Source organism: Fructobacillus fructosus KCTC 3544 (assembly GCF_001438695.1).
Taxonomy (GTDB): Bacteria; Bacillota; Bacilli; order Lactobacillales; family Lactobacillaceae; genus Fructobacillus; species Fructobacillus fructosus.
On record NZ_JQBH01000001.1, the window covers coordinates 143,009 to 160,723 of the forward strand.

18 protein-coding genes are annotated in these 17,715 nt (G+C 47.2%); 1 reads left to right on the top strand and 17 read right to left on the bottom strand.

Annotated elements, in window-relative coordinates; all coding sequences use genetic code 11:
* Window position 1: 1 nt before the first annotated feature.
* The 5 genes from IV71_RS00675 to IV71_RS00695 form a co-directional block, all read right to left on the bottom strand.
* Complete coding sequence (locus tag IV71_RS00675; protein ID WP_158534679.1) at window positions 2-2,059, bottom strand: penicillin-binding protein; 2,058 nt, start codon at window positions 2,057-2,059, stop codon at window positions 2-4.
* Window positions 2,060-2,145: 86 nt separating this feature from the next.
* Window positions 2,146-2,514, bottom strand: a complete 369-nt coding sequence (locus IV71_RS00680; RefSeq protein ID WP_010691559.1) for a protein required for the initiation of cell division — start codon at window positions 2,512-2,514, stop codon at window positions 2,146-2,148.
* A 59-nt stretch (window positions 2,515-2,573) separates the two neighbouring features.
* Window positions 2,574-3,521: a 16S rRNA (cytosine(1402)-N(4))-methyltransferase RsmH gene (rsmH, locus tag IV71_RS00685; RefSeq protein WP_010691560.1), complete on the bottom strand. Its 948-nt coding sequence runs from the start codon at window positions 3,519-3,521 to the stop codon at window positions 2,574-2,576.
* Between the two features lie 51 nt (window positions 3,522-3,572).
* Window positions 3,573-4,004 carry a division/cell wall cluster transcriptional repressor MraZ gene (gene mraZ / locus IV71_RS00690; RefSeq protein ID WP_010691561.1) on the bottom strand — a complete coding sequence of 144 codons (432 nt, stop codon included), beginning with the start codon at window positions 4,002-4,004 and terminating at the stop codon, window positions 3,573-3,575.
* A gap of 163 nt (window positions 4,005-4,167) precedes the next feature.
* Window positions 4,168-4,512, bottom strand: coding sequence for a hypothetical protein (locus IV71_RS00695; RefSeq protein ID WP_010691563.1), 345 nt, complete (start codon window positions 4,510-4,512; stop codon window positions 4,168-4,170).
* Between the two features lie 104 nt (window positions 4,513-4,616).
* Here IV71_RS00695 and IV71_RS00700 point away from each other — a divergent pair, with 104 nt between their 5' ends.
* Window positions 4,617-4,844 (top strand): DUF4044 domain-containing protein, encoded by a 228-nt coding sequence (locus IV71_RS00700; protein ID WP_010691565.1) that lies wholly within the window; start codon window positions 4,617-4,619, stop codon window positions 4,842-4,844.
* A gap of 48 nt (window positions 4,845-4,892) precedes the next feature.
* Here IV71_RS00700 and IV71_RS00705 read toward each other — a convergent pair whose 3' ends face one another.
* The 12 genes from IV71_RS00705 to priA all read right to left on the bottom strand — a co-directional run bounded on the left by IV71_RS00705 (window position 4,893) and on the right by priA (window position 17,657).
* Window positions 4,893-6,593 (bottom strand): DAK2 domain-containing protein, encoded by a 1,701-nt coding sequence (locus tag IV71_RS00705; protein WP_010691566.1) that lies wholly within the window; start codon window positions 6,591-6,593, stop codon window positions 4,893-4,895.
* Window positions 6,594-6,596: 3 nt separating this feature from the next.
* Entirely contained in the window at window positions 6,597-6,956 is a 360-nt protein-coding gene (locus IV71_RS00710; RefSeq protein WP_029489887.1) for an Asp23/Gls24 family envelope stress response protein, read from the bottom strand.
* A 154-nt stretch (window positions 6,957-7,110) separates the two neighbouring features.
* Window positions 7,111-7,311, bottom strand: a complete 201-nt coding sequence (gene rpmB / locus IV71_RS00715) for a 50S ribosomal protein L28 (RefSeq protein ID WP_010691569.1) — start codon at window positions 7,309-7,311, stop codon at window positions 7,111-7,113.
* Between the two features lie 91 nt (window positions 7,312-7,402).
* Window positions 7,403-7,720 carry a thioredoxin gene (trxA, locus tag IV71_RS00720; protein ID WP_010691570.1) on the bottom strand — a complete coding sequence of 106 codons (318 nt, stop codon included), beginning with the start codon at window positions 7,718-7,720 and terminating at the stop codon, window positions 7,403-7,405.
* A 3-nt stretch (window positions 7,721-7,723) separates the two neighbouring features.
* On the bottom strand, window positions 7,724-8,371 hold the full coding sequence (locus tag IV71_RS00725) for a thiamine diphosphokinase (RefSeq protein WP_010691571.1): 648 nt from the start codon (window positions 8,369-8,371) through the stop codon (window positions 7,724-7,726).
* 59 nt (window positions 8,372-8,430) lie between these two features.
* Complete coding sequence (rpe, locus tag IV71_RS00730; protein ID WP_010691572.1) at window positions 8,431-9,087, bottom strand: ribulose-phosphate 3-epimerase; 657 nt, start codon at window positions 9,085-9,087, stop codon at window positions 8,431-8,433.
* A gap of 24 nt (window positions 9,088-9,111) precedes the next feature.
* Window positions 9,112-10,029, bottom strand: a complete 918-nt coding sequence (gene rsgA / locus IV71_RS00735; RefSeq protein WP_029489889.1) for a ribosome small subunit-dependent GTPase A — start codon at window positions 10,027-10,029, stop codon at window positions 9,112-9,114.
* Window positions 10,030-10,103: 74 nt separating this feature from the next.
* Window positions 10,104-11,939, bottom strand: coding sequence for a Stk1 family PASTA domain-containing Ser/Thr kinase (pknB, locus tag IV71_RS00740; RefSeq protein ID WP_010691574.1), 1,836 nt, complete (start codon window positions 11,937-11,939; stop codon window positions 10,104-10,106).
* Window positions 11,939-12,808 (bottom strand): PP2C family protein-serine/threonine phosphatase, encoded by an 870-nt coding sequence (locus IV71_RS00745; RefSeq protein WP_010691575.1) that lies wholly within the window; start codon window positions 12,806-12,808, stop codon window positions 11,939-11,941. The genes pknB and IV71_RS00745 overlap by 1 nt, the downstream gene beginning before the upstream one ends.
* A 5-nt stretch (window positions 12,809-12,813) precedes the next feature.
* Entirely contained in the window at window positions 12,814-14,160 is a 1,347-nt protein-coding gene (gene rsmB / locus IV71_RS00750) for a 16S rRNA (cytosine(967)-C(5))-methyltransferase RsmB (protein WP_010691576.1), read from the bottom strand.
* Entirely contained in the window at window positions 14,153-15,124 is a 972-nt protein-coding gene (fmt, locus tag IV71_RS00755) for a methionyl-tRNA formyltransferase (RefSeq protein WP_010691577.1), read from the bottom strand. The genes rsmB and fmt overlap by 8 nt, the downstream gene beginning before the upstream one ends.
* Before the next feature lie 109 nt (window positions 15,125-15,233).
* Window positions 15,234-17,657, bottom strand: a complete 2,424-nt coding sequence (priA, locus tag IV71_RS00760; RefSeq protein ID WP_010691578.1) for a primosomal protein N' — start codon at window positions 17,655-17,657, stop codon at window positions 15,234-15,236.
* Between the last annotated feature and the right edge of the window lie 58 nt (window positions 17,658-17,715).

Consider the following 17,715-nt stretch of genomic DNA (forward strand, 5'->3'; position numbering starts at 1 on the left):
CCTAACCCTTCTCTTTAAACGTAATTTCAATGGTTTGATTATCAAATGTCTCCGTTCCAACTTTAACGGACTGCTTTGTCGCAAAACCAGAACCAGATAAGTTCATTTTAACACCCGCAAGGTTTCCCCATGACAAAATTTCATTTTTTGTCCAACCGGTAAAGTCTGGCACTGTCGACTGACCAGAAGCTGTCAACAACACAAGTTGCCCCTTCACGGCTGATTGACCGCCCTTAATCGACTGTGCGGTCACCTTTCCGCTGTTTCCAATTGAGGCAACTTTCATGCCCAAATCGCTCAATGATTTTTCGGCATCCTGTACGGATTGCCCCCGAACGTCCGGCATTTCAATGGTCTTGGTGGCCGATTTCACTGTGGAATCTTCATCATTGAGGGCTTGAAGCATCACTGGTCGGAAGACATTATTTAGGGTAATTTGAATGTTCGCATCTGGAAAGACCTGTGGCTGACGGACAACGATGTACATAATGTAACGTGGGTCATCACCTGGAACCAGCGCCATGACGGAGTGAACAGCATTCGTCAAACCATCCAGATATTTTCCATTTTCAGCAATCTGCGCCGTTCCGGTTTTCGCCGCTACTTGATAACCAGCATCCGAAAGGGAGTACTGCTTGGCCGTTCCGTCATCAGCATTGACCACCCCTTCAAGGTTTGAAAGCACTTCCTTGGCTGTCGCTGCTGAGACAGGCGAGCCCACCTTCTCAGTCTTACCAGCAGACACTGTCTTACCAGTCGTTGGATCCGTCGTTTTCTGCACGAGGTATGGTTTGACCATCGTCCCCTTATTTGCAAAAGCTGAATACGCCTGCAACATTTGGGCAGGTGTCGTTCGAATGGCCTGTCCATACGAAGTGTTTGCCTGATCAATTGGCTGTTCAAATGAAATTGATCCGCTTTGCTCATTTGGTAATTCCATTCCCGTCTTTTTGAGGAAGTGGAAGCGATCGAGATAGGATTTCCAGGTTTTGGCTCCCAATGATTGCTCAATCTTAGCAAATCCAACGTTGGAAGAACGTTCAAAGGCCTGACGATAAGTGAGTACACCAGCATTGTTACCGAAGGCATCGGTGACTTTCTGACCATCGATGTTTAAAGTACCGGATTGGTAGGTGGCATTTGGTTGCCACTTTTTCTCTTGGATAGCAGCTGCCAACGTAATGGTTTTCATTGTTGAACCAGGTTCAAAGGCTGCCTGGTTTAGCATGTTTTCCCAAGCATCCGACAAACCATCTTGCGTATTCGGGTCAAAGTTTGGCCGCTGGGTGGCCGCCACAATTTTACCTGTCTTGGCCTCCATAACGAAAGCCGCAGCAGACTTGGCCTTGGTACCGGCATACAAAACATCCATCCGGTTTTCAAGCGTCGCTTGCAATTTTTCGTCAATGGTTAGCGTGACGTTATCGCCATTCTTAACCTGGTTCTTTTTGCTATCCTGAACCTCTGATCCCAAAGTCGTGGTCAGTCCATCTTTACCTCGCAGCGACTTATTTTTATAGGCTTCAATCCCCAAAACGCCGTTCAACGTTTTCTGACCAACGTTATTTGAAACCGAATTCGTTAAGCCAATGATATGGGAAGCCATTCGATTGTTTGGATAATAACGGGCGGGTTGTGCAGTAAATTTAATTCCAGACAGCTTTAATTTCTTAATTTGGTTGTATTGGTCAACCGAAAGATTCTTGGCTTTTGTTCCCAATTCAACTTGCAACTTATTAGACGAAAGTTGTTGGTACAAATCATTTTCATCCGCCCCTAAAATGGGTGCCAATGCAGCAGCCGTTTTTTTAGCATCCGTGACGTAGTCGGGTTTACCATTCACTTTTTGCTTTTTATCTAAGACAGCATACATATCGTAGACAGTTGAATTATCAGCAAGCACTGATCCATTCGAGGATAGAATCTGTCCTCTCGTAGCTGGTACCGTCGACTTTTGCATGAAAGTCAAACGGGTTGCCGCCGATAAGTCATGGTTGTTGACGTTTTTAATGGCAGCAATTTTAAAAAGACGACCACCCATTATCACAATAATAATCAACGAAAAAAGGCCTAAAAATAGACCAAATTTTTTTGCGTTACCTGTGATTCGTTTTCCGAGTTGTCGTCTTTTATTTTTTTTCATGGTTATTGATTAACATTGCGAACGTTCGTGGTGCTCTGCTCCATGTTAGCTGATTTCGCAACCTTTTCCAAGTTATCTTTGTTCGTCTTTGCCTGAATATCCCCACGGTAGGAATCGTTTTCTTCCTTTACCTTGTCGATTTTCTGGCTAACGGCTTGGTTTTTAGCCTCAACACGTTGCATCGATACCGTGGTCCAAACCGTCGCTAACATCATGAAGAGAACCGTTACCGCCATCACAATGACCAGCGAACGTTCTTGCTTAGTCCAAACGGCCGGTTGATAACGTTTTCTAACCTTTGTTTTTACTTGCGCAGGTCGCTTGGGAACTGTGCGTGCTGCATCTTGGTAATGATAGGCGTTTTGTGCCATTCGCTTCTCTCCTTTTTAATCAATAGTCGTTGCCATTCTCTGTTTCAAAAGTTACCCGTTCATTGAACCCGTAGGCGTTCAATACCACGTAATTGAGCAGATGCGGAACGATGGTTCTCTCGTTGTTCCTTTTCACTTGGCTTAATCGCCTTGCGTGTTAGGAGCTTATAGTCAGGTGCCATTTCATCCGGCATAATCGGCAAACCGCGCGGTAAGTCTGGTAGCTGTGTTTTTTCTTTAAACATTTGCTTAATCAATCGGTCTTCTTGCGATTGGAAGGAAATGGCCGCAATACGACCACCCTGATCCAGCAAATCCAACGCCTGGCCAAGGGAATCTTCCAAAGCACCCAGTTCATCATTAACCGCGACGCGTAACGCCTGAAAAGACCGCTTCGCTGGGTGTCCACCATGTCGCCGAGCTGGTGCTGGAATGGCTTCCTTAATGATTTCCACCAAGTCAAAAGTTGTCTCAATTGGCGCCTGTTCGCGAGCTTGCTCAATCTTTCGAGCAATGGCCTTACCAAAACGATCTTCACCATAACGAGTCAACACACGGACCAAATCATTAAAAGGCCAGTCATTGACAATCGTCTTCGCCGTCAACTCCTGCCGCTGGTCCATCCGCATGTCAAGTGGCGCATCGTGGTTGTATGAAAAGCCACGGTCTCCTTGATCAAATTGAACAGAAGAAACGCCCAAATCATAAAGTACACCATCAACGTACTCAACCCCTTCGTCAGCGAGTGAAGCACGGAGCGTACGAAAGTTATTAAAGATTAACACCAACTTACCGGCTGCAATCTCATCTTTGTACTGTTCCTTGTTATAGGCAATGGCCGTTTCATCTTGATCGAAAGAGTACAGACGTCCGGTTGTTAAACGTGATAACACAACACCAGTGTGACCACCCCCACCTAAGGTAGCGTCAACGTAAATGCCATCGGGCTTTACATCAAGTAAATCGACCGCCTCTTTTTGAAGAACGGTAATATGTTCAAATGTCATTGCCGGCCTCCTTTCAAAGTCAGTCACAAGGTGTCACGGGACAACTGCCCATTAAAAGTCAAAATCAACCAATCCTTCGGCGATGTCATCGAAGTTTTCAGCGGTTTCTTCCGTATAAGCCTGCCAATTATCAGCTGACCAAATTTCAAAAGAATCGCCAACACCGGTCACCACAACTTCTTTTTCAAGTTCGGCGTGCTCTTTTAAATTCGAGGCAATAATGACTCGCCCTTGCTTATCAAATTCCGCCTGCATGGAACCAGCCATCACAAAGCGCTTAAAAGCTCGGGCATCTTTTTTCCCGATTGGTAAATTATTCAACTGTTCTTCCAGCTTATTCCATACATCCAGAGGCATGGCGCGCAGTGAATGTTCCATCCACTTCGCAATGACGAAAGTCTCACCCAGTTGGTTTCGAAACTTCGCGGGAATCGTGAGCCGGCCCTTGGGATCTAAGTTATGTGTTGATTCGCCCATGAACATAATGGCCCACTCCTCCCTTCTGTGGATTACTTAAATACAATTTACCACATTCCCCCACTTTCCACCACTTTTCTTTAAGACTTTTTTAAATTAAGGCAACAAAAAAGGACAAAAGGTTGATAAATCAACTTTTTGTCCAGGTGGGGAAGTTTCCCTATTTTAATTAATGTACCAGTATCAATGAAGCAAAAACGGTGATCAGCAACAGTAGCATCGCCACCAGGCCTGAGATGCGCCAGAATTGGTGAAGAAAGCCAGTCACCGTTAGTCCGTTCTTTCCCAAACGTAAAAAGGCCCAGAAGCCACCGATAACGAGGTAGGCCACAATCACCGCCAAAATATCCGAACGGTTAAAAGCCGCCCCCTCAACAAAATAAAGGGCCAACCACGTTGGTAAAGTCGCCAAATCAACAAAAGACAGCCACGGAAAGGCACGGTACAAAAAGCGCCAAATCATTAATAACAGTAACACCGCCAGCCAAAGACCAGCCCAAAAATACCAAACCATTTGTTTTCACCTCGTAAACACTTTACCAAGCCGTTCGGTAAATTTCAATTTTAGGAGGAGCTATGTTAAGATAATCCTAGTAAATTCAGGAGAGTTGCGAAACTATGCTAAAGAAGAAAAAGAAACAGGTAGCCGAAAAGGCCCCTGTCTCCCCCACTGTTGATCAGGCACTAGAGGACGAAGTGAACCGCCAACTTGCCAAAAAGCCACTTCCAAAGGTCGAAAAGAAAAAGAAAACCCGCTACCAGCGCTGGACGCTTTTCATGGCTCTTTTTATGGTCATCGTCTTCGTTGGAACCGCCATTTACGCGGCCATCTCAGCCATTTTTTAAAAAATAAAAACAGGACGTGCAAAACGCACGTCCTGTTTTTTTATAAACTTATTCAACGGATAAGAGGAATGGATACAGTGCTTGACCACCATCATGAACTTCAATTTCAAGGTCATCATCAATTTCGGAAACCGCTTCTTCTAAGGCCTTTTCATCCTTAGGTTTAGCACCTTCACCAGAGATAATGGTAACGATCTCAGAATCATCATCACACATCTGTTCCAAAAGGGACTTCGCCGTTTCAGCCAATTTCTTGCCAACGACAACAATCTCGCCGTCTTTCATGCCGAGCCAGTCACCCTTCTTAATGTCATGACCCTTCAAAGTCGTTTCGCGCACCGCTTGCGTCACAGCCCCCGATACAACGGTGTCCAATTCCGCCGTCATATCCTGCTCGTTATCAAGCAAAGTGGCGTCGGGATTGTAACCTAACATGGCTGTCAAACCTTGTTGAATCGAACGAGATTTAATAACTGAAACGGGCACGCCCGCCACTTCCTTGGCTTGATCAGCAGCCAGGAAAATGTTTGAATTGTTTGGCAAAATAATGGCTTGTTCGGCACCAGACGCCGTAATCGCATCCACAAAATCCTTCGTAGAAGGATTCATCGTCTGTCCGCCAGTAATCACCTGATAGACACCCAGCGAATCAAACAGCTTTTCGATTCCCTTTCCTGAAGCAACAGCAAAAACAGCTAACTTAGGAGCCTTCTTAGGCTTAGCCTCCGCCCGTTCTTCTTGCTTCTCTTCTTCCTGTCGATCAATCACCGCTTGTTGCTGATCACGCATGTTATCGACTTTGACCTTGCGAAGGGAACCAAATTCAGTTCCCCAATGAATGATTGTTCCAGGATCTTCGGTGTGGACGTGCACTTTAACAACATCATCATCGTTGATGACAAGGAGAGAATCCCCCTTATCGGCGATGAAGTTGTAGAAGGTATCATAATCAAACTTGTGGTCCCAAGTCGTCCCCTCAGCCAAATCAACCATGATTTCTGTACAGTAACCATATTTAATATCTTCAGGGTTCAACGATTCGTCAGCCTGTGCACCAGCATGCAGTTTCGAAACCATTTGGTCTAATTCAGCATTATCGGGCGTTGTTAGATTCTTATCATCAAACGTCCCCAACACCACGTCCGTAAAGGCTGAAAGAACCATCACCAGCCCTTGTCCACCAGAATCAACAACGCCAACCTCCTTTAACACGGGAAGAAGGTCGGGTGTGGAATCCAAAGCTTTTTGAGCAGCTTCTTTCACCTTTGTCATTAGAGTTGGTAGATCATCGCCAGCACTGGCTGCCTGATCGGCCTCGGTGGCCGCCATTCGAATGACCGTTAAGATGGTTCCTTCGGTTGGCTTCATCACGGACTTATAGGCTACCTTGGCCGCTTCCATCAGGGCATCGGCCATGTCTCGTGCTGACAAAGTTTCCTTGTCCGCCATCGCCGTAGCCATCCCACGGAAAATTTGAGACAAGATGACACCAGAGTTACCACGAGCCCCCATCAACAAGCCCTTAGCCGTTGCTTTTGAGAGCAATCCAACACTTTGGTCTTGCGATGCTCGTTCATATTCGGCACCAGAAGCCATCGAAAGCGCCATGTTCGTCCCCGTATCGCCATCCGGCACAGGAAAAACGTTTAATTTGTTAATGTTTTCAGCATTAGCAGACAACCTAGCTGCCGCCGCATTAACCATTTTACCGTAAACGAGCGGCGTAATGGTGGTGATTTTTTCAGTCATTTTTTAATCCTCGGTTTCAATCCCTTGAACAATGACGTTCACTTCAGGTACTTGTAGGCCTAGGTAGGCATTTAAATAATACTTCACGCGACTTTGAACCGAAGCCGCAATGTCAGCCAACTTCATGCCGTGTTGCACAACGATATAGACATCAATCGTCAGCCCCTGTGGTTGCTGTGAAACCACAACACCACGACCATAGTTCTCTCGGTTTAGAATCTGGTTAACGCCATCTTTGAAAGCGGAACGAGAAGCCATACCAACCACACCAGGGTTAGCAATGGTTGCCCCACCAACAACAGATGCGATTACGTCGTTTCCAACCGTGACATCACCGTTCTTTGTTCGAATTTTAATTGCCATCGTATTTGTCGTGTGAAGCTGTGTTGCATGCTCCACTTTTCCTTTCAAATTACTTACTACTTATTTTAACATGATTAGGGAAAAGCCCCAAAACGAAAGAGCATAAAGGACAGTGTGTCTTATAAAATAAAAAAACCACCCAGTGGAGTGGTTTTTATACACGTTCGATTGAGCCGTTCTTCAAACCGGCCTTCAAAGTACGTGCAGTCAAGTAAACTTTCTTAGGTGCGGAACCGTTAATCTTAACCGTTACCTTTTGCAAGTTTGGCTTCCAGCTACGACGACTTGAGTTCAAGGCGTGTGAACGTTGGTTACCAAAACGGGTACGTGCACCGTTAATTGCATCTTTTGCCATGTGTGACCCTCCTATCCGAGCCGCACGATGTGCCTGCTCTTCTTATCAACAATACAGTATTTTACCAGAGCATTTGCACTTTGGCAAGATATTAAGCATATTTATGCAAAATTTCACTCAACTGTTCCTTGTTGTGAAAGCCAGTCAAACGTTCAACCGCCTGGCCATCCTTCATGACCACCATTGTTGGGATGGCACGGATACCAAAGTCAGCTGGTACCTGCTTATTGGCGTCGACATCGACTTTGTAAAAAGCGACGTCCTTCAGTGAATCATCCTCTGACAATGCATCCATTACAGGTGATTGCATCTTGCAAGGACCACACCAAACCGCCCAAAAATCAGTGATTGAAACACCGGTCTTTGTCTTTTCTTCAAAGTTCGCGTCTGTTAATGCTGTTACTGCCATTTATCAGTACCTCCGATCAGTTGATTGGGTCGCCAGTACGATGCCTCGTTCAATCGAAACATGTACCAATTCCCCAACAAATTCATTCGATGAGTACATGATACCGCTATTTTCCTTTAAGGTCAATGGGTATTCCGCATCGATAATTGAAAAATTATCAACTATACCTAATGGCATAAAACCAAGATAATGGTGACCAGGAAGTCGTTTGACAGCATTGTGGCTGTGATCGACATAAGTGATGGTGTTTTGTGCATCCACAATTGAAAAACGGCCGACCAAGCCAGCAAATCCAGGCAACAACGGAATGGTTAAGTTTGAAAGCTCGTGATCCAACCGCCCTCCTGTTGCACCATACAAGACAATCTCATCCGCCCCGGCTTTCATGGCATACTGAACCGCTAAGGCAGTGTCAGTGTAATCTTTTCTAGCCGGATAAGACTCAAAACCGCGATTGCGTTGGTAGTCCGCTAACTCAAGCCGTTCCTTTTCCGAAAGCGAATCAAAGTCGCCCACTGCAAAGAGGGGGTGAATCCCAGCTTCCATTAAAAAATAAGCACCGCGATCGGCACCAACCCACTCACCAGGTTGCTGAAACAAATCATCAGGACGGTTTTCTTTTGGCCCACCAGCCAAGACATTAATTCGCATAACTCCTCCTAGAAAAAAAGCGAACCGAAAGTCAGTTCGCTAACGCCTTATGGCGCTCTTTATTTCGTGACCTCTAACAATGTCTGCACCTTAGCAGCTGGGTCTTTTTTATCATAAACGTATGAACCCGCAACAAAAACGTTCGCTCCTGCATCAGCAGTTAGCTTAGCCGTTTCATTGTTAATACCACCATCAACCTCGATATCGAAGTCCAAGCCAAGTTCCTTCTTGTAAACCATCAATTCCTTGATTTTATCAACCATTTCAGGCAGGAAGGCTTGTCCACCAAAACCAGGATTAACCGTCATGACCAATACCTGATCAACCATCGACAAAACGGGAACAATGGCGGACACCGGCGTTCCCGGATTAATCACAACCTCCGCTTTTACGCCAGCCTTCTTAATCATTTGAAGGACACGGTGAATGTGTGGCGTTGCCTCGACGTGAACCCCAATGAGGTCAGCGCCAGCTGCAGCTAGTGCTTCCACATGGTTTTCTGGGTGAACAGCCATCAAATGAACGTCCAAGAATAGGTTAGTCATCGGACGAAGTTGTTTGACCCATGCAGGTCCATAAGCCATCGAAGGGACAAAAGAACCGTCCATTAAATCAATGTGCAAATACTTTGCACCAGCCTTTTCGACCAAAGTCACGTCAGCGCCAAGCTTGGTTACGTCGGCACTCAAAATTGATGGAGCAATAATTCCAGCCATATCTTTCCTCTTTCTTCTCAAAAGTTAATTTAAGCGATCCTGTTTCCACTTTGAAGAATTCTTCTGGTAGACAGGCCGCTTGCCCTTAATAATCTGGTAAAACAATTCATAGCTATTATAGCGCGCTGCACTAATGCTGCCAAGCTCGACCGCTTCTTTCACGGCACAGCCAGGCTCATTTAAATGCGAACAAGTTCGAAAACGGCAGTTCGGTGCCACTCGGCGAATTTCTGGGAAATAATCCCCCAGTTCTTCCGCCGGAAAATCAAAGACCTCGTAGGACGAAAAGCCAGGCGTATCAGCGATTAAGGTTTGGTAAACCTTTACCGGAATCAACGAAACCTGACGCGTCGTGTGCTTACCCCGTGATAGTGCTTGGGAAACTTCACCAACCGCTAACTTCAAATTTGGTGCTAATTCATTGAGGAACGTTGATTTCCCAGCCCCGGTTTGACCCATGACAACGACCACTTGATTTTTTAGTAAGGACTGAAAGGTATTTCGCCAATCATCCTTTGAAAAAATCACTGTATAGCCAATCGTTTCATACAGTTGAACTTGCTTTTGAAAGGCCACTTGGTCCGTTTCCGACAGTAAATCCAGCTTTGAAAAGTACAAAACCGGCTGAACTTTGGCGGCTTCAAGCGCCACCAACTGTCGGTCCAACAAGTTCTGTGAAAAAGCCGGCTCAATGACAGACGTCACCACGATGGCCAAATCAACGTTCGCAATGGGCGGACGCACCAAGCTATTTTCCCGAGGATGTAAAGACCAGATTAAGCCCTCCCCGTTTTCAGATTCGAAATCGGCCCAATCGCCAACCAAAGGCTTTTGACCATTTTTGCGAAACTGTCCCCGAGCCCGTGTTCGTTCAACGGACCCATCGGACAGCATCAAATCATAATAACCGGCCAAAGACCGAATAATTCTTCCTGTTTTCATAGCCCCATTATACCATGGGTCTGGAGTTGGCATTCTAATAAAAAAGGATTCCCCATGGGGAATCCTTTTTAAAATTAACGATTGGTTGTACTCATTGAACTACTTGCACTACTACTTGAAGTAGTTGTCGAGTTTGAGCTACTTCCTGAAGAAATCACGACTTTCAATGTTTTATCGAGTCCAAACTTTGAACCTGCCACTGGTGACTGTGAAATAACAGTCCCCGCCGTTTTATTCGAATCTTGTATATCAAAATTCAACGACACCTGGTTATCGTTTGCCCAATCAAGAACCGCCTGCTGACTTTGCCCCGTAAGGTCGGGTAAAGTAATGGTCTTCGGTCCATCTGAAACGGTCAGCGTGACAGTGCTATCCGATGGATCAATGGCCGACCCAGCGGCAATTGACTGGGAAATCACTTGACCGGAAGCAACACTGTTGGAATTTTCGGTCTTCTTCTTGACGGTAATCCCCTTATTGCTCAACTGATTAGCCGCACTTGAATAGGTCCAACCCGTGTAATCCGATAACGTGATAGTGGCACTTCCTGATGAGATCACCAGTTGAACCGAACTGCCTTTCTTAACGTGACGACCAGCGCCAGGGCTTAGTTTGATGACATCCCCCTTATCCACTGACTTGGAACTAGCCGTTGTCGTGGATGATACATCTAAACCAGCACTACCCAACTTACTCTTGGCAGTGCTTTCGGCTTGGTTAGTGACATCTGGTACCGTCACATAATTATTCTCGGCATAGGCAAAACTACCGAGACCAAGTAGTAACAAGAAAACAACAAAGCCGAGCACGTACCATTTCTTGTTTGAACGGAACTTAATTCCGTTCTCACTCAATATCTGGCGAACATATTTTGGTGTCCGATCGACTCGAACAGCAATGTCCTTGACAGAATAACCCTGTTTCCCGAGATCGATAATTTGCTCTTTCACGTCGCGGTTCGCTTGCTCATCGTCAGCTTCAGCATCGTCCGGATCTCTCTCAACAAAGGGATGGGCCGTCCAATCCGGCGTCACGAGTTTCGTTTCATCCGAAGCTTCCGGAACAAAGCGCCCTTCACCAGCCCGACGTTTTGAAAGCGAGGTCTTTAAATCCTCCGCCATCGCTTTCGTTGAAAAATATCGGTCCTTAGCATCCTTAGTCGTTGCCCGGAGCACAACGTTTTCAAGGGGTTGCGGAATCTGCGGATCAAAGTCACGCACATAGGGCATCGGCACCTCGGCGTGTTGATAAGCAATACGGTCAGCGGAATCCCCCTGATAAGGCAACTTATTCGTCAGCAATTCGTATAAAATCACCCCTAACGAATAAATATCAGACTTCTGCGAGGCACTCTGTCCCCTCGTCAATTCGGGTGCTAAATAGTGAATTGAGCCAATAATCGGCTCCTGTCCCTGCTGTCGACCCGTTCGTTTTTGAGCTAAGGCAATTCCAAAGTCCGTGATCTTAACGTGCCCCTTTTGATCGATTAAAATATTCTGGGGTTTCAAATCACGGTGGATGATGCCCGCTTGGTGGGCTGCGGTAACCGCGTCAAGAACCTGCTCCATAATGTCGACCACTTCTTGGTAAGGAATTGGAAAATGGCTTTTGGTATAGGCTTTCAAATCCATCCCATCCACATATTCCATCACCAAGTATGGACAACCATCAGCTTCCCCGGCATCGTATAGCTGCACGATGTGGTCATTTATCAGTGCCGTTGCCGCCTTCGCTTCTTTTTGAAAACGAAGAAGGGCCTCCGGATTATTTTGAATGGCTAAGCGAATCATTTTCAGCGTGACGTCTCGCTTCAAATAGGTATCGAAAGCTTGGTAAACATTAGCCATTCCGCCTTCACCCAATGGGCGAACAATTTGATAGCGGTTATCAATGATGGTTCCTGCTTCCATTAGTCCAACCTTCCTTTCAATCCATTCTTAACAAACACTTCCGTTGCTTTCTTTGGGACCTCAACCGTCTTGGTTAACTGCTGCTTGCGACCGTCTTGCTCGTCTTCAGTTAAGTTCGTGACAAGCAAGGAGGTGACGTTATCTGGAACGTTTCGCATAATTGCCGCTTTGGTCAGCGCAGCTAACCGTTCGGCAATATCTAGCGCCGACCCTAGCGCTGGCTGATTACCAGGACGGCGAATGCCTGGTTGGAGTATCTGGAGCTGCTCATCTAAAGTCAGGACTTTGGACAAACCATCCGATGTCAGGTAAAGCCAGTCGCCCACCTGTGGCGTCACAACCGTCCATTCCAAATCAACCTGATGATTAACACCGAGGTAACGGGTCAATGAATCACCCTCAGGAATATTTTCAGAAACACGTTGCCCAGACTGTCTTTCTAACTCATTTTTCAATGTATGGTCAAAAGTCAACTGCTTCGCTTCGTGCCGGCGCAAAAGGTACGCGCGCGAATCGCCAGCATTAGCAACCAAGATTCTGTTTGGTAGACAAACGGCAACAACGAGAGTGGTCGCCATTTGACTACGCCCTTCATCGTGTTCGCCAACCAGTAGAATCGCTTGGTTAGCCAAATCAGCTTGATGAATCAACCACTCCTTGACCCGCTCATCTTCGCTGAAGGTAACCTGTTCCCAGGCACGCCCTAACGTTTGAATCACTAATTGAGCGGCTTTTTTGGAGCCCTTTTGTGAAGCAACACCATCAGCGACCAACACTAAGGGATCGCCAGAGCGGTTGTAGAAAGCGCCCACGGCATCTTGATTGTCAGAGCGCTTCGGCCCCTTGTCACTTTGGTAGGCAATTGCCATAGCGATTAGTCCTTTCTTTGAAAGGTTGCAATATAAAAACCATCGGTTTGAAAATCATCAGGGTAGAGTTTCAATGCCAGCGTTTCACGAGAAGACTTAATGGACCGGCTCGTTTCCGTCTTGACCTGAATAAAGTCAGGGTGTTTAGCCAAAAAGGCAGCCACTACCTCATCGTTTTCCTGATTCAGAATGGTACAAGTTGAGTAAACTAAGTACCCATCCTTCTTTAACTTTGTGGCTGCTGCCTCAAGAATCGCCAATTGCAACTTCGATAGATGACGCACATCATCCATCGTTTTATCGTAACGAATCTCGGGCTTACGGCGCAGCAACCCCAAACCAGAACAAGGGGCGTCAACGAGAATTCGGTCAAACTCTTCTGCTAACTTTTCTGGAATTTCACGGGCATCCATTTCCATCGCCCTCACTCGATCAGCCAGACCAAGGCGAGCAGCGTTTTGCGCGATTAACTGCACTTTGTGTCGGTGAATATCCAAAGCCGTCACAAAAGCTCCCTCAGGCAAATCCTGTGCGATTTGCGTTGTTTTGCCACCCGGAGCCGCCGCGGCATCCAAGACAGACCGCACACCTTGGTCAATGTGCATAGCCTCAACGGGTAGCATCGCAGACTCATCTTGCACTGTTAGCAATCCTTCTTGATAAGCCTTCGAAGAAGCCACATGACCCCCAGAAACAATCAATGCATCGGTTGCCAACTGGCCATCCCTGACGGTGTATCCCTCATCTTCCAGTTGTTTTCGAACCAGCGCCTTAGTCGCACGGACTGTGTTAACACGAACCGACTGCTCCGGAGCGTGATTCAAGGACTGCAAGATGCTGGCTGTCTTTTCGGTCCCAACCTGGTCTTGTAATTCTTCGACAAGCCAAACGGGTACCGAATAGGTAATGGACAGCCGTTTCAAATCATCTTGAATTTTTTCAGGATCAGGTAGGCCATGACGGTCCATGTTGTGCAAAATCGCTGTCACGAACTTCGCTGCCCCAACGTTACCAAGTGTTTTCGCCACTTCGATTGTTTCGTTAAAGAGGGCGTGCTTGGGAATCCTGTCCAACTTTTGCCACTGGTAAAGCGCCGTCAGCAAAAGTTCCTTCAACCAAGGCTCCATTTTCTTGCCTTTAACGAAGGGAGCCAACCAATATTCCAGAAGCAATCGGTATTGAATGGTTCCATAAACAAGCGAGGTCAACAATCCCTTATCTTGGTCCTTCAAGGGATTTTGCTTAATAATTTGGTTTAATTGTAAGTTTGAATAGGCCCCGTTTTTAACTTTAGCCAGTGTCACAGCAGCTAATAAACGGGGATTATCGGAATGTAACGTTTTCTTAGGCATCGGCCTCTCCTAAATCAATCCAGGCATCGCCAACCGCCAAGTGCTGCCCAGCGCCATTTAAGAAGGCGGCAATCGGCATGGCAGCCTTTCCAGCCGGTTGTATCTCCAAAACGGCTAATTGACTGCCATCAGCGGCTGCCAGGTGTAGATGCTTCTTATCCTTTTGCGTAATGACACCTGGTTTTGCATCGGTCTTTTCTTGTAAAGGCGCCACTTTAATGAATTTAACGGTTTGACCAGCAGCCACTGCGTGCGCCGGATGAGTTGGGTACAAACCGCGAATATGCCAATCGATTTCCTGAGCGGTTTCTCGATCAAAGTGCAGAATCTGCTGATCACGTGCAATGTTTGGTGAAAAAGTCACGTCATCAGGGTTTTGCGCCGTTCCCTTCAGCTCCCCCTTAGCGATTTTTGGTAAATTATCGGTCACTAAGTGGACTGCCGCCTGGCCCAACTTCGTAAACATCGTCCCAACATTATCGTCTTTTGTGATGGGCACCTTAACCACTGCTAAAACATCACCAGCATCCATCTTTTTAACCATGTACATCAGCGACACGCCGGTTTCCTGGTCACCATTCATAATGGCGTAGTGGACGGGTGCGCCGCCACGGTACTTAGGTAGTAAGGAGGCGTGGGCGTTGACCGCACCGTACTTGGCAGCGTGCAGTAGCTTTTCCGGTAGGAACTGACCAAAAGCAGCCGTCACGATAAAGTCGGGAGCCAATTCAATGATTTTTGCCATCTCGTCAGAACCCGAAATCTTTTCAGGCTGTAAAACTGGTAAGCCGAGCTTCGAGGCCGCCTCCTTAACTGGACTCGCCTTCAACTGCCGCTTCCGACCAAATGGGCGGTCCGGCTGAGTCACCACGGCCAAGACATCAAAAGAACCATCGGCCGCCAAAGCCTCCAAAGTTGGAACCGCAAACTGGGGGGTCCCCATAAAAACGATTGATAATGCCATGTATTTGAAACCTCATTACGCTTTCTACAAGTATTTTACTTGCTCTTATTATAACAAAAATAAAAGAAAAGACCCAAAGGCAGCACAATGACTAGCCTCAGGTCTTCGCTTACATAAAGGAAACCGGGTCCCGCCGAACCTCCAAGTGAAAGTCCTTCTCGGCATGTTGCGAACGATCAACGAGTTCTCGTAACTGTTCATCCGCTTCATCCGGCTTCTTCATCTTCAAAATCATTTGGAAGAAGTACCGTCCCTTTAGCTTGGCAATCGAACGGGGTGATGGGCCGAGAATCAAGACATCTTCCGGTAATCTTTTTTTCAACCAGGCAGCGATTTTAGCACTTTGTAGGGCGACTTTGGCCTCATCCGGATCCGAACATTGGATTTGCACCGTATAGAAGTAAGGTGGAAACTCCGCGGCATGCCGAATGGCCATTTCTTGCCGGTAAAAGCCTTCATAATCGTGCTGCTGGGCAAATTTCAGGGCATAGTGGTCAGGGTTAAAGGTCTGAATCACCACCTCGCCACGCGCCTTGGATCGGCCGGCTCGACCAGCCACCTGCGTCAGTAGTTGGAAGGTCTTTTCTGATGCCCGAAAATCCGGTAATCCCAGTCCCGTATCGGCATTCAGCACACCAACGAGGGTCACATCTGGAAAGTCGAGTCCCTTCGCCACCATTTGAGTGCCCAAGAGAATCTGCGCCTTCTTCTGACCAAAGTCAGCCAGCGCCTTAGCCATGGCCCCTTTCTTACGGGTTGTGTCCTGGTCGAGGCGAATCACTCCATATTCAGGCAGTCGCTTTTGCAGTTCCGCCTCGACTTTTTCGGTTCCAGTCCCATAGTAGCGAATCCGTTTGGAACCACAGACAGGACAGACTTGCGGGATTGGCGCCTGGTAGTCGCAATAATGGCACTTCAACGTATGCGTATCCATATGCAAAGTCATTGCTAAATTACAGTTGGGATCCCTCGGAACATAGCCACAGTCCCGACACATAACAAAGGAGGAAAAACCGCGCCGGTTCAACAAGAGCACGGCCTGTTCCCCCCGAGCGAGGTGTTCCTTCAACTTTTCCAACAACTCCTTTGAAAAATTGGTGTCGCCGTTGTCCAGAAATTCTTGCCGCATATCAACAATATCAACCTTGGGGAGCTGTGCCTCCGGGTTTGCCCGCTTCGTCAAGGACAACAAGTCATAAACCTCCTTTTGTGCCCGGGCCCGACTCTCCAAGGAGGGCGTTGCCGAACCAAGAACAACCGGAGCATTGTGATAACTCGCCCGCCAGAAAGCAACATCGCGAGCAGAATAGTGTGGATTTTCACTCTGGCTGTATGAACTTTCATGCTCCTCATCAACGATAATCAGCCCAAGACGATTCAGTGGCGCAAAAACCGCGGACCGGGCACCGACAACAACTTGGACTGCCCCCTCTCGGATTCGCCGCCATTCATCGTAACGTTCACCGTTCGAAAGGCCCGAATGCAAGAGGGCAGTCTGATCGCCGAAGCGGTCCTGGACACGCTTTTGCATCTGTGGTGTTAGGGCGATTTCCGGCACTAAAAACAGTACCTGTTTCCCCTCATCGATGGCCTTTTGCGCGGCTTGCAAGTAGACTTCGGTTTTACCCGAACCGGTGATTCCTTCCAGGAGAAAAACCTTGTTGTCGTCTTTTTCAATGGCTTTTGTAATCCTTGTGTAGGCTCTTTCCTGCTCGTCATTTAAGGTCTTAGCGCTTTCTTTTTGGCTGGTAACAGCGCCCAGCGGTCGCCGCTTCACTTCTACCTGAACCTTGTCTAAAACGCCTTTCCCAACGGCGGTATTTAATGAAGAAGGCGAAACATCGACCAATTCGCCCCATTCCTGCTTTGAAAAAGTCTGACCCGGATGGGCAAGGGCAAAGTCCAAGATTGCCCGTTGCTGCTTCGCCCCGCTCTTCATCTGGTCAGCCTTTTCGGCTAACTCAGCCTCATTATCGATCACTTTAAAGGCTAATTGTGTCTTAACCTTTCCCTTGTTTTCGATGACGTTTCGAACGGCCAGTACCCCATCCTTTTGCAAACGAAGGATGGTCCGCCAACCCTTGGCCGAAAAGTCCTTCGTCTTCACCAAACGACGACTTTGGCCATCTAAATAAGTCACCCGATCAGTATCTGAAAGCCCAGGAAGGGCCGTTAATTCTTTCCGATAATCAGCTTTGAGCGCCGTTGGCAGCATCAACGCCAAGAAGGAAACCCAAAAAGAAAAGTTCTTTTCAGCCAAGTCCTTGGCTAGAGCCAGCAATTCCTTTGACAAAACGGGCTGTTCATCTAAGACGGTGAGCACATCCTTCAGCTGATCAACCGTTAAATCCTTGGGTAGCTCATCCGACAACCCAACCACGTAGCCCAAAACGGACCGGTGGCCAAAAGCCACAAGTACACGAACACCCGCTTGTACTTGCTCCGCCAATTCAGCAGGTATCAAGTAACTATAGGGTTGATTCGTCTGCTGGGTGGGCACATCAACGATAACTTGTGCGTACTTTTTGACCATTACTTCCTCCTTTCCCGAAGGGAGTGACTCACCATCCCCTTCGTTCATTTCTTATAAA

Excerpts from the sequence above, each read along its gene's own strand:
- IV71_RS00745 (WP_010691575.1), bottom strand. The coding sequence starts at position 12,808 with ATGGCAATTGCCTACCAAAGTGACAAGGGGCCGAAGCGCTCTGACAAT.
- IV71_RS00710 (WP_029489887.1), bottom strand. The coding sequence starts at position 6,956 with ATGGCAATTAAAATTCGAACAAAGAACGGTGATGTCACGGTTGGAAAC.
- rpmB (WP_010691569.1), bottom strand. The coding sequence starts at position 7,311 with ATGGCAAAAGATGCAATTAACGGTGCACGTACCCGTTTTGGTAACCAA.
- rsmH (WP_010691560.1), bottom strand. The coding sequence starts at position 3,521 with ATGACATTTGAACATATTACCGTTCTTCAAAAAGAGGCGGTCGATTTA.
- IV71_RS00700 (WP_010691565.1), top strand. The coding sequence starts at position 4,617 with ATGCTAAAGAAGAAAAAGAAACAGGTAGCCGAAAAGGCCCCTGTCTCC.
- IV71_RS00725 (WP_010691571.1), bottom strand. The coding sequence starts at position 8,371 with ATGCGAATTAATGTCTTGGCTGGTGGGCCAAAAGAAAACCGTCCTGAT.
- priA (WP_010691578.1), bottom strand. The coding sequence starts at position 17,657 with ATGGTCAAAAAGTACGCACAAGTTATCGTTGATGTGCCCACCCAGCAG.
- trxA (WP_010691570.1), bottom strand. The coding sequence starts at position 7,720 with ATGGCAGTAACAGCATTAACAGACGCGAACTTTGAAGAAAAGACAAAG.
- rsmB (WP_010691576.1), bottom strand. The coding sequence starts at position 14,160 with ATGCCTAAGAAAACGTTACATTCCGATAATCCCCGTTTATTAGCTGCT.
- IV71_RS00680 (WP_010691559.1), bottom strand. The coding sequence starts at position 2,514 with ATGGCACAAAACGCCTATCATTACCAAGATGCAGCACGCACAGTTCCC.
- rpe (WP_010691572.1), bottom strand. The coding sequence starts at position 9,087 with ATGGCTGGAATTATTGCTCCATCAATTTTGAGTGCCGACGTAACCAAG.
- mraZ (WP_010691561.1), bottom strand. The coding sequence starts at position 4,004 with ATGTTCATGGGCGAATCAACACATAACTTAGATCCCAAGGGCCGGCTC.
- fmt (WP_010691577.1), bottom strand. The coding sequence starts at position 15,124 with ATGGCATTATCAATCGTTTTTATGGGGACCCCCCAGTTTGCGGTTCCA.
- IV71_RS00695 (WP_010691563.1), bottom strand. The coding sequence starts at position 4,512 with ATGGTTTGGTATTTTTGGGCTGGTCTTTGGCTGGCGGTGTTACTGTTA.
- IV71_RS00705 (WP_010691566.1), bottom strand. The coding sequence starts at position 6,593 with ATGACTGAAAAAATCACCACCATTACGCCGCTCGTTTACGGTAAAATG.
- rsgA (WP_029489889.1), bottom strand. The coding sequence starts at position 10,029 with ATGAAAACAGGAAGAATTATTCGGTCTTTGGCCGGTTATTATGATTTG.
- pknB (WP_010691574.1), bottom strand. The coding sequence starts at position 11,939 with ATGGAAGCAGGAACCATCATTGATAACCGCTATCAAATTGTTCGCCCA.